The sequence below is a fragment of the Acinetobacter sp. AOR41_HL genome (assembly GCF_027854645.1).
GTDB classification, from domain to species: domain Bacteria; phylum Pseudomonadota; class Gammaproteobacteria; order Pseudomonadales; family Moraxellaceae; genus Acinetobacter; species Acinetobacter nosocomialis.
Genome location: NZ_JAKTHZ010000012.1, coordinates 1 through 11,516, shown reverse-complemented (window position 1 = coordinate 11,516; position 11,516 = coordinate 1). Strand labels below are relative to the sequence as shown.

Annotated in this window: 11 protein-coding genes; 2 read left to right on the top strand and 9 right to left on the bottom strand. The window is 38.4% G+C overall.

What is annotated here, in order from left to right:
* Positions 1-110: 110 nt before the first annotated feature.
* The gene (locus MKL35_RS03340) at positions 111-2,918 is read left to right on the top strand and encodes a DUF2339 domain-containing protein (RefSeq protein WP_106479539.1); all 2,808 of its coding nucleotides are present in this window, start codon (positions 111-113) and stop codon (positions 2,916-2,918) included.
* Here MKL35_RS03340 and MKL35_RS03335 read toward each other — a convergent pair.
* Complete coding sequence (locus tag MKL35_RS03335) at positions 2,908-3,825, bottom strand: mechanosensitive ion channel family protein (RefSeq protein ID WP_004883114.1); 918 nt, start codon at positions 3,823-3,825, stop codon at positions 2,908-2,910. The two genes, MKL35_RS03340 and MKL35_RS03335, sit on opposite strands and share 11 nt — an antisense overlap.
* Before the next feature lie 9 nt (positions 3,826-3,834).
* Positions 3,835-4,656, bottom strand: coding sequence for a hypothetical protein (locus MKL35_RS03330; RefSeq protein WP_002054549.1), 822 nt, complete (start codon positions 4,654-4,656; stop codon positions 3,835-3,837).
* 96 nt (positions 4,657-4,752) lie between these two features.
* Here MKL35_RS03330 and gspE point away from each other — a divergent pair, with 96 nt between their 5' ends.
* Positions 4,753-6,243 (top strand): type II secretion system ATPase GspE, encoded by a 1,491-nt coding sequence (gspE, locus tag MKL35_RS03325; RefSeq protein ID WP_083009167.1) that lies wholly within the window; start codon positions 4,753-4,755, stop codon positions 6,241-6,243.
* 55 nt (positions 6,244-6,298) lie between these two features.
* On the opposite strand, the gene MKL35_RS03320 is transcribed toward gspE, so the two are convergent.
* From MKL35_RS03320 to MKL35_RS03290, 7 genes are all read right to left on the bottom strand, one after another.
* On the bottom strand, positions 6,299-6,730 hold the full coding sequence (locus tag MKL35_RS03320) for an organic hydroperoxide resistance protein (RefSeq protein ID WP_000051124.1): 432 nt from the start codon (positions 6,728-6,730) through the stop codon (positions 6,299-6,301).
* Between the two features lie 87 nt (positions 6,731-6,817).
* On the bottom strand, positions 6,818-7,255 hold the full coding sequence (locus MKL35_RS03315) for a MarR family winged helix-turn-helix transcriptional regulator (protein WP_004710519.1): 438 nt from the start codon (positions 7,253-7,255) through the stop codon (positions 6,818-6,820).
* 158 nt (positions 7,256-7,413) lie between these two features.
* Positions 7,414-7,791, bottom strand: a complete 378-nt coding sequence (locus MKL35_RS03310) for a DUF4951 domain-containing protein (RefSeq protein WP_032048518.1) — start codon at positions 7,789-7,791, stop codon at positions 7,414-7,416.
* 14 nt (positions 7,792-7,805) lie between these two features.
* The gene (locus MKL35_RS03305; protein ID WP_106479540.1) at positions 7,806-8,630 is read right to left on the bottom strand and encodes a carbon-nitrogen hydrolase family protein; all 825 of its coding nucleotides are present in this window, start codon (positions 8,628-8,630) and stop codon (positions 7,806-7,808) included.
* 26 nt (positions 8,631-8,656) lie between these two features.
* A complete protein-coding gene (gene gigB, locus MKL35_RS03300) occupies positions 8,657-9,178 on the bottom strand; it encodes an anti-anti-sigma factor GigB (RefSeq protein ID WP_000103065.1) in 522 nt (173 codons plus the stop codon).
* Between the two features lie 102 nt (positions 9,179-9,280).
* Positions 9,281-10,249: an RsbU family protein phosphatase GigA gene (gigA, locus tag MKL35_RS03295; protein WP_002054548.1), complete on the bottom strand. Its 969-nt coding sequence runs from the start codon at positions 10,247-10,249 to the stop codon at positions 9,281-9,283.
* A 115-nt stretch (positions 10,250-10,364) separates the two neighbouring features.
* Positions 10,365-11,264, bottom strand: a complete 900-nt coding sequence (locus tag MKL35_RS03290; protein WP_270912834.1) for an MlaA family lipoprotein — start codon at positions 11,262-11,264, stop codon at positions 10,365-10,367.
* Positions 11,265-11,516 lie beyond the last annotated feature (252 nt).

The window sequence follows — 11,516 nt, the reverse complement described above, 5'->3', positions numbered from 1 at the left end:
GGCTATGAATGCAGGTTTATGATTTTTGCAGTATTTTGTATGTATAAATATACGCTTGTATTGGCTTGAAGTAAGATGATATGTAATGAAGGTGTCATATTGCTAAGCCCATGTATAAAAAAGACAAACAGGGAATGATCGTTGTTTTGATCGCTTTGACTTTGTTTTTAGCCATTTCAATTGGTTTTAAATTTCAGAGTGCCGTTGTTGCTTTATCTATTGCTCTTACTGTCATACTAGTTCAGTCGTTATCAAATCTACATCAACGTTTAACTCATTTAGAACAACAGTTTTCTCGGCAGAGAACCCCACTTTATTCTATTCACATACAACGCACAGTCATTTATGCGGCTGCTTTAGTTGCATTAGTTGCTTATATCAATCATTGGATGTGGATTGCTGGTGGGGCATTACTGGTTTTATTGTTATGTTTGATGCAAACTATTAGTACATTTCATACTCGTCTATTGTTCCTCGAGTCAGCCAAGCAAACAGTAAGTGTAAATGAATCTATACATACAGAAGTGATAATGCCTGTATCAGAGCAAGCTGATCCAAACAATATTACCGAGCCAGCTTTGCCTGAAACAACAGCTTTAGATCAAGAAGAACAAATAGCTCGTACACAGACCACCGCATGGTGGCAACCAGCAGTCGATTGGATGATTCATGGTAATCCAATTTTAAGAGTTGCTGTTGCTGTGCTTATGGTTGGGGTGGTGCTCTTACTGCGTTTTGCCAGTGAGCATTGGCAGTTGAGCTTAGGTGTGAAACTTGGTTTTATTGCGATTGCAGGAGGTGTATTAACAGCATTTGGATATACCTTGCAAAAGAAAAACCAGCTATTTGCTGTGGCATTGCAAGGTGTCGGGTTAGCTGTTGTCTTTCTAACGCTTGTGTTCTCGCATCATTTTGGTGTAATTACCAGCCTAACTACAGCAAGTATTCTATTTACGATTTTATTAGCAATTACAGTATTCCTGAGTTTAAAACAACAAGCTATTTATTTGGCAATACTCGCACTGGGTATGGCTTGTGCAGCTCCTTTAGTTATTCCGCAATATCGTCCTGATGTGGTTTTTTTATTTAGTTACTATCTGGTTATTAATCTTGCAGTCGCCACTGTTAATTTTATTCAGCCTTGGAAAATCCTAAATCAGATTGCTTTCTTTGCCACAATGTTTATTGGTGGTAGTGCAATCGCATTTTATGCTGAACCTGCAAAATTTGACACATTAGACTGGATCTTATGGTGTCATATTGCTTTGTTTATTTGGTTAAGTGTTCGTTATAGCCAAAATATATCGCGGGTTTCAGCACATGAAAAACAAGAGGGGATTCGTGTACCTCCACTCTTAGATGTTGGCCTTATTTTTAGTGTTCCTGTATTAGGCTTTACACTTCATGCTTATTTAGTTCATGAGTCGACCCAAGCTTTGACGATTGGTGCTGCTGTATTAGCGTGTACTTATGCGGTATTAACTTATTGGATTAAAAAAAACCATCCACAACTTTCAGTTCTTGCAAAAAGTTTTTTTATACTCGCGGTTGCTTTTTTTGCCTTAATTTTTCCACTCGCAAAAGGGGCGCACTGGACTGCTATTGGCTGGGTTGCACAAGGTACGGCTTTAATCGTTTGGGGAGTAACTGAGCGCTATCGTTTAAGCCGATATATTGGCGTAGTTTTAGTTTTACTCAGTTCACTTGCACTGTTTTATCAGGTTTGGGCAAATGAAAAGTTTCCAACGCTAAGCACTAGCATTTATGCAATTGCTCAATTCATTTCTGCTTTTTATTTATTGCAATACAACAGTAAAGAGCAACGCTATTTTAGCGCAAGTATGTTTAGCGGTATTTTCTTATGCTTAGGTATGTATGCGGGCGCCGTAGCTGGTATAGAAATAATGGCATGGCATCATCATGGTTTAAGTCCGTATTTGATCTTCGCTGTAGCCCTAATCGCAATATTTAGTGCAGTCGTACACTATAAATTACGTGTGCAATGGCAGAGTTTGCAGTTAATTTTAATTAGCCTGTTACTGTTGTTAGTTTTGGGGGAGGTCTCTGTTAGTCAAGTATTTACGTTGTTTAAATGGGGAGACTCATTACAGCAAACTACTTTCCTAGTCGCTACAATTATTCTTAGCGGCTTATTTATTATGGCTCAACCACAGACGGGTGAGTCTGGATACTTAAAAGTCTGGGCTGGTTTAAGCTGGTTAGCGTTAGCAATAGTTGGCGTGGCTATTTTTCCAAAAATGCCAATTGTGGCTTTGGCTTTTGTTCCTGTGGCTTATTCGCTTTGGGCTTATAAAACTCATAAAACGACACTATTGCATCAAATTCCGGTGTGGTGTTTAAGCTTACTGTGGTTGCTTGCGGTGAGTATTGATAGCCATTCTGCCGAGTACCTTTATTTTATTCCTTTAATTAACTTAACGGACTTTCTTTCAATTGCGGTATTTGCAGGCTTACTTTTTATTATTTATCAACATGATTTTGATCAAGATAAGTCACTGGAGTGGACTTTTAAAATTACAACAATTTTAGTGGGCTTACTGGTATTTAGTAGTGTAGTCGTTCGAGGCTTGCACCATTACTGGGCAACACCGCTATGGAGTGCTTCAATTTGGACAAATGGTGTAGTACAGCTAAGTTTGACCTTACTTTGGGTTATTTTGGCATTTGTATTGACGACATTCTCTAGTCGAAAAATGATTCGTCAACTCTGGTTTGTAGGCGCTGCACTTTTAGGGATTGTTGTATTAAAGCTGATTTTGCTTGATCTATCGCAAAGTGCAACGTTAACTCGAGTTATTTCATTTATTGGAGCAGGTGGGGTAATGCTGATTATTGCTTATCTTGCACCATTACCACCATCATCCTCTGTAAAGAAGAATCAAGAGCCTAAGCTTTAGGCTCTCTTTTTAACTCTTTTTGATTACTGTATTGATCGATATCGTCTTCAGCAAAAATAGTAGATGGTCGATCAATTAATCCCATTTTAGGAACAGGAATCTCAATTTGGTTATCTAAAAAGCCATTTCGGATACGTTCTTGCATTTCATCTCGAACTTTTAAAGAATTTTCTTGGCGGCACCACATTGCAAATAAAAGCTCAATCGATGATTCCCTAAATGCAGTTACTGTAACCGCAGGTTTTGGGTCATCTAACACGAGTGGGTAATTTGCTGCGACGTTAAGTAGAACCTCACGGACTTTAATAATGTCTTCATGAAAGTTAATGGCGAGTGTAATTGGAATACGGCGTATCGGGTATTTAGATAAGTTGTGTACAGGGGCACGAATAAGTTGTTCATTCGGTAAACGAATATAGACGTTGTCGAGTGTAAGTAATTTTACTGAAAGCAAATCAATTGAGATGACTTCACCTTCGATGGTATTGCCACGAATGAGGGTGATTTGAATGGTATCACCGACTTCAAATGAACCTTCACCAATCAAAAATAAACCACTAATCAAGTTACTGGCAGAGGTTTGCGAAGCAAAACCGAGCGCTACTGTTAAGATCCCCGCTGCCCCTAGGAATACACTAAGTTTGAAACCGGCTTCTTTTAAACTCGTCATAATGAAGAGTAAGAAAATAAAATAGAAAATACCGCGGCGCCATACCAGACGCTGATGAGCATTAAAACGTGAGCCAACGGTTCTAATAAATGTATTGGAAATAATACGGGCAAGGACAAAACCAATAAAACAAAGCACAACACCGACTAAAATTTCACTGATACGTTCGGTATTAATATTGGTGAATATACTTTTGAGGCTATCAGCGATATCTCTAGGAATATTTGAATCAGCCATAAAACCCCCTTAGAAAAATGAATCAAACATATTAAATAGTGCACCGCCAGGTGAACGTGGGGGATGTACGTAAGTCACTTCACCTGCAAGAGGCGGTGTACGGTTTTCAATACGAATGCGGGCAGGGCGGTCAGACCCTTCATAATAAACTTTAATCTGTGAGGTCCATAAGCGTCCCGTACTTTCACTATAAAATAGCGGTAGGGCAGTAACCGGAACATTCATACGATCAAAGCGTAATTGATGATTACTGGTATTGTGAAAATCAATCGGCGTAACTGCTCTAAAAGCACGTGGTGTTAATAGATTTAAATCGGTACGTCCATCAACAGAGGTGGCATAGCAAATTTCACCTTGCTGTGCATTGGGTCCAAACCATGTATCTTTAGGCTGAATTACAGGAATCTCAAATAAAGGTTCATGCTGACTTTCAACTAAACCTGCAATCCATAAAGGAGTACTAATATAAAGAGTCCCTCGCTGACCTGCTGGAATATAAATTGGATCAACAGGTTTAATCACAACAGATCGGTCCGCCAAACGAGGCATAAGTAGAAACTTTGGATTAGTTTTTCTAAACATGTAACGTTCGACTTGAACAGTATGGGGGAAACCAAAATTTGCATCCGAGATAATGTGCCAATCTTGTTCATTATCATCTTGGAGAGTGGGACGATAATATTCGATACGCCATTCTTTTATGCCCCGCGTTAAACGAAAGAGCATTGAACCGAATTGCCATGCTTTGGACTGGTTAATTTCAAAGTGCTGTTCACCCCACCATTTTAAAGAATTCTGGGGGCGAGGCTGATATTCATTATTTTCAAACAAGACGTAAAATTCCTCTACCGAGTTGTTAAACAGACTTCACGCTGTAATCTGCTTAGAGTACACTCAAAATCATCTTACTCATCATTATAAATTGTGATGCAAATATTGAAACAAATACAAGTTCCATATAGTTTTGCCAAGCGTCATGGTGTTTTATTTCGTTATGACGGTGATCAAGTTTTTATTGTTAGACGTCAAAATACAGAAAAAATTGCATTGCAGGAAGCAAGACGAATTTTGGGGAAGCCTGCACATTATCAGCTATGTACTGAACAAGAGTTTAATAGCTTATTAAGTACGAGTTACGCTGGTGACACAGGGGAGTCGCAACAAGTTGCAGCAGGTCTAGAAGATCATCCAGATTTATTGAGTTTGGCCGATCAGGTTCCTGAAACAGAAGACTTAATGGACCAAGAAGATGACGCGCCTATTGTCCGTCTGATCAATGCACTTCTATCAGAGGCGATTCGAGTTGGTGCTTCTGATATCCATATTGAAGCTTTTGAAAAAAAATTATCCGTTCGTTTGCGGGTAGATGGTCAATTACGTGAAATTGTACAGCCGCGCCGTGAGTTGGCACCGTTACTTGTTTCACGTATTAAAGTTATGGCGAAACTAGATATTGCCGAAAAGCGTGTGCCGCAAGATGGACGTATTTCTTTACGACTTGCTGGACGTGAAGTTGATGTGCGTGTATCTACTTTGCCTTCGTCTCATGGCGAGCGAGTTGTTATGCGTTTGCTTGATAAACAAGCGGGTCGCCTTAATATGACTCACTTGGGGTTAATGGCAAATGACTATGAGCGTTTAACTCAATTGGTGCATCGTCCACACGGAATTATTTTAGTTACAGGTCCTACGGGTTCGGGAAAAACCACTACCTTATATGCAGCTTTATCTGATTTAAATGATAATACGCGCAATATCTTAACTGCCGAAGACCCAATCGAATATCAACTTGAAGGCATAGGGCAAACACAAGTTAATACCAAAGTGGATATGACATTCGCTCGTGCTTTAAAGGCAATGTTACGTCAAGATCCAGATGTTGTAATGGTTGGTGAGATTCGTGATTTAGAAACTGCTGAAATTGCAGTACAAGCATCATTAACAGGTCATTTGGTTTTATCGACACTACATACCAATACTGCTATTGGTGCGGTTACTCGCCTTAAAGATATGGGAATTGAACCGTTCTTACTTTCAAGTTCTTTAATTGGGGTCGTTGCTCAGCGTTTGGTTCGTACCTTATGTCCACATTGTATGACATGGCGTGAAGCCGATACTTTTGAAAAGCAGGTTTTTCAGCATATTTCGCATGAGCCAACTTTAAAGTTACCGGAAGCTCAAGGGTGTGAGCAATGTTCCCACTTAGGGTTTAATGGCCGTACAGCGATTTATGAAATTGTACCTATTGATGAACCTATGCGCCGACTCATTCATGGTAATGCAGCAGAGTTTGAATTAGAAAATTATGCCCGTCAGTATTCTGGTTCTATTCGAGATGATGGCTTGCGTAAAGTGCTCTCAGGCAAAACTACACTTGAAGAAGTACTTCGTGTAACTAATGAAGCAAGTGAAGCATAATACGAAAGATATAAAAAATGCCCGATAATATTCGGGCATTTTTCAATATGAATAATTATTCAGTCACAATATTAAAAGTTACATCAATATTGTTACGAGTCGCATTTGAATATGGACAAACAATATGAGCTGCTGCAACTAATTTTTCAGCTTCTTCGCGGTCCATACCAATTAAATAAACATTTAAAGTAACTTCAATACTAAAACCTGTAGGAATTGGACCAATACCAACTTCACCTTCAACATAAGCATCTTTGCTAATGTTGAATTTATCGCGGTTAGCAACAAATTTTAAAGCGCCTAAAAAGCACGCTGAATAACCAGCTGCAAATAATTGTTCTGGGTTGGTTACAGCACCACCAGCGCCACCCATTTCTTTAGGCACACCAAGTTGTACGTCTAATACACCGTCTGATGAAGTTGCACGACCATCACGGCCACCAGTTGCTTTAGCTTTTGCACGATACACAACTTTTTCTAAAGACATCTTTTTATTCCTAAATTAAATTGAATACAAATATATCGTACACGACTTAAATATTTTAACAAGTTAATTTTGTAAAAAAAGTGGTGATTATTTAGCTATATTTGTACGAAGCTGTGTCAGTTGATCTTTTAGGCCGAGTAACGTGGTCATATCACAAGAACTTGCTTCCAATATATGAGCTGGAATATTCACTGCCCGTTCTTTAAGTTTTTTCCCGTTTTCGCTTAACGTAATAATTACTTGTCGCTCATCTTCTTTTGAACGAGTACGATTAACAAATTGCAGTGCTTCTAGCTTTTTTAAAATTGGTGTTAAGGTGGAGGACTCTAAAAATAACTTGCTGCCAATTTCTGAAACAGTAATCTCATCTTTTTCCCATAAAACTAACATCACCAAATATTGAGGATAGGTAATACCTAATGGAGTTAAAAGTTTACGATAAAGTTGATTAAGAGCTAAATTTGTTGAATAAATGAGGAAACATAATTGATTCTCAAGCTTTAAGTTTTGACAGTCTTGGTCCATATATTCCTCAGAAAACTAGTGGGTGCTTTTCTAGTATATCGCTTTATGTTTAATTTCTTAAATGCTCATAATTCTGAATTATTGATAAAAATCAGATAACGCAAAAAAAGAGTAATCAAAGGATTACTCTATAACTTTAAAATATGAATTTGAAACAATTACCAGAGGTCAGCAATTTTTTTCATTAAACGAGCACGGTATCTTGCAGTTGGATTGTTCTCATCGCGTTGTTGCTCTTGTTCGTAAAAATCCTGCCAAGCTGTAATCATTTCCAAGGTTGTGCCTTGTTTTTTTATCATAGAAACATCAGCTGGTTGAATGTTTTCTAAACGTTGTCTTGCACCTTCAGCACCAGTTCCCCAGCCAATAATTCGTTGCCCAAAAGCAGGAAGAGGAATATTTTTTGGAGTAGGTGGAAAAGTATTTTGTTTAAGCTCTAAATTTGGGGAAACAAAATGATTTGTTGCACCGAAATCCGCTGCGTAACAGTGAATATTTGCCCCTAAGCAAAAAATGCTAAATAAGTATTTCCACATGAATAATTAAGCTTTTAATAGTGAATTAATTTACGATGAGTCATTAAAGGCATTGAAGTGCGAACAAGTTCTTGAGCAGCTAAATCAAAAGGTATAGTAATTAAACCATTACCTTCATGTTCAATCATACTTAAAATTTGTCCCCGGCTATCAGTTGCTCCTGCATGTCCCCAGGTTTGACGTTTTTCCCCATGCCAACCTTGTTGTGCCGCTCCTAAAACATAGCATTGGCTATCCATTGCACGTGCTTGCAACAACAGCTGCCAGTGCATTTGCCCTGTTGTATAGGTAAATGCTGCCGGAGCAGTCAATAGATGAGCGCCTTGTTGTCTGAGGGTTAAAGCTAACTCGGGAAAACGCAAGTCATAACATACCATTAGGCCGATATTGCCAAAAGGAGTAGATGTGACTACAACGTCTGTTCCAGGCTCGAAGAAACGGGATTCTTGATATCCACCAACAGCATCGCCAACTTGTACATCAAATAAATGTATTTTGTCGTATCGTGCTTCTGTACCTTCAGGACTGATACATAAGCTTACTGTACGCACACGGCCATCTTGAATGATAGATCCATCTGGACGGAATGGGCACGGCAGAGTACCTGCAACAATCCAGATTTGATATTGATGCGCAAGTTTCTCAAGTCTTTGCTGGATCGATTCAAATTGCTCAGCTGTTTCACGCTGTTTACCAGCAGCGAAACATACAAAGTTCTCGGGAAAAACAATTAAGCTAGCATTTTGAGCCTTGCTTTGCTGAATCAATGACTCAATTATTTGAAAGTTGCTTTCAATGTCATCTTGAGAATTCATTTGAACAACTGAAACAAGAGTCATATACAAATCCCGATTAGCAATAAAATTTAGGCATTTTGCTTATCAGATACTTGTTCAAGCGTATCTTGTTCTTTCTGCAATTGCTTAACAAGTGGCTCGAACATATTCTGATTATTTGCATTGAGTTTCATCAATGTCTTATGCGCATCCAGAACAGTTCTTAACATCGCATTATGAGTAATGTGTTCATCCGTTAACGTTAAAGTGCACACGTTAGGATCGCCACAATAATTCAGAATGACAAAAACCTGCCCTAGCCCCATGCTGTTGGCTAAGGTTGTGATATCTGGATTGGTAGATAGCATCACAGCTTGAATATGATGAGTCTGTTTCAGTTTTAAACCTAGCTTAGCTAAGATACCTAATACAGTACTATCAATAAATGTTGTTTGGGTTAAATCAACGATTGCACCAACAACATTCTCTTGCTGTTCAATTCTGTTTAAAAGTTTGTCTAGACTTATACAAGAATGGGCTCGCACTTCACCAATAAGTTTGAAAATATGCGTTCCATTTAAGCTTGCATATTCAACATGACCTGTTGACATATAAATGCCATTTTCAGAGAAGGATAGAAAAATTATCACATAGTGCCATCTCAGACTCAAGAGTCCTTAAGTCGTATATTTTTTAATTGTTTGATTTTTAAATTAATTCATTCGACAAAGACTAAAGATGGCAATGTCATCAGCAACATGATCAGGGGCTTGGAATGATTGATTTTGCAAATGTTGAACCAATTGTTGAAATTGATCATTCAATCCGCCATCAAATGGTTCTAATGCTCCATCTGAACAAACTATGAAACGTGCATGACGATTTAATGTGCAAACGTGTTCTTCAACTTCTAGTTCGTCAGTTAAGCCCAAAGGAAAGCTACTAGTTGTTAAAATTTTTGGAGGTTGATTAGGTTCAAAAATAATTGGAGGAGGGTAGTGACCTGCACTAGACCAACGAAGGCTATGTGTTTCCAGATTTAAAATACCAACTACAATCGTAATATGTTTTTCAATATTCTCTTGAACTAACATTCCATTTAATTTTTTAATCAACTGTCGCGGTGTTTTTGAACGACCATGAAAGGCAGCCATCCATGAAGTTAATAAACTGCTTGTAACACCGTGTCCCGATACATCGGCAAGATAGAATAAAACCTCTTTATCATTTAATTTCCAATAATCATACCAGTCACCTGATAGATAGGCGGAAGGTTGAAAAAAAGTTTCAACTTCATAATTTAATAAATCAATAGGATTTGGTAATAAACGTTTTTGCAATTCTGCGGCGGAAGGCAAATCGCGACTATCTTGATTGCGTTTATATTGAGCATCAATCCTTGTTAATGCCTTGTTTAAATCTTGAGGTAACTGGTTCCATACCCATCCCGCAAGAGCACCTGCTTCCCATGCTTGAGCTAAAGCACTACCTTCATGCTCAAAAGCAATCACAATGGTAGGTAAACGCCATTTATGAGTCAGGAAATCTTGTACATCTGCAATTGCGATAATTGTTGGATCATATAAATCGAGATCATCTATGTGAATGACTTGTAAGTCTGGTAATGCTTCCAGAGCTTGCTCTAAGAAAGGGATAGAGCGGGTCGGTTTAATAAAATACATAGAAGATATGGTAGTCCTTTTACAAGATCACTTTATCCATCATAGAGGATGTATGATCAAAATCAAGGTATTGCCTTTTTATATGAAGAGTACAATACCTTGATTTCTTCTTTAATTATTTTTTAGTTTTAGTTTGACTATCATCTGGTACATCTTCAGATTCGTCATCATCAATAAAAGATACGTCTGCTGAATTACCTTTTTTCTCAGCAATCTGGAAAGCCTTACGTTGGAGATACAAATCGCGAATCATCGCATATTGATCACCTTGTATGGTTTGATCCAAATCTAGATATTGAGCACGTGTATCAATGGCCTGTAAGACATTAGTTGACCAGTAAAGACCATCTTGGTTATCCATGATGTACTTTTGTGGACGAGCCTGAGAATCTACAGCTAAGCCAATCCCATCACGTAATGTACTCGGTCCAAAGAAAGGCAACATCAAAAATGGCCCAGAAGGAACGCCATAATAAGCAAGAGTGACACCAAAGCTTTCATCTTCAGGCGGAAGGCCTAAGCGACTAGCAGGGTCAGCTAAACCTAAAGTTGTTAATGTATTAACAGTAAATCGGCCGAGTGTTTTTGCTGCACGTCCAGGGCGTCCTTGAATTAACTGGTTAACAGCATTCCATGGCTCTCCAAGATTTTTACGGAACTGACGATAAGAGCCACGCACATCTTCTGGAGTTTTCTCATTATATTGAACTGCAACTGGACGAAGAATATTGCGATCCAACATGTCATTAAAAGAATAAATCGGACGGTTTAATGACTGTAATGGATCTTTTACTGTATCCGGTTGAGCAGCGTTTGCATTAATTTTTAAATCTTTAGCTTTTAGTGCTTTCAAGTCTTTAATAATTTGTGAGCGGGGGCGGCCCTGCTGAGCCTTTGTCGAAGTAGCATCTTCCGGACTAGCGGCAGATTCTTCAGTAAGATTTTCCTGAGCGTGTGCTGAGGTATAAAGACCCACAGTTAATAAGCTCGATAATAGTAAATTAGAATAATTCATATAATTCCTTAACCGCTAGCCAGGCTCTGTTCAATATGCAGTTGGATAGAGATATATTTTAATACAGAAGCGATAAGCTATTATCAATGTAAAATTGGTCAAATAATATAGAAAAATGACTAAAAAGCCTAAAAAATGATCGGTTGATGCGTGGGAAGTTAAAAAGGTATTGCAAAGGGATTTGGATGGTCTATAATGCACATCCATCGGCGGTGATGCAGATAGAAACTTGTTGAAAAACAGTTACTTGAG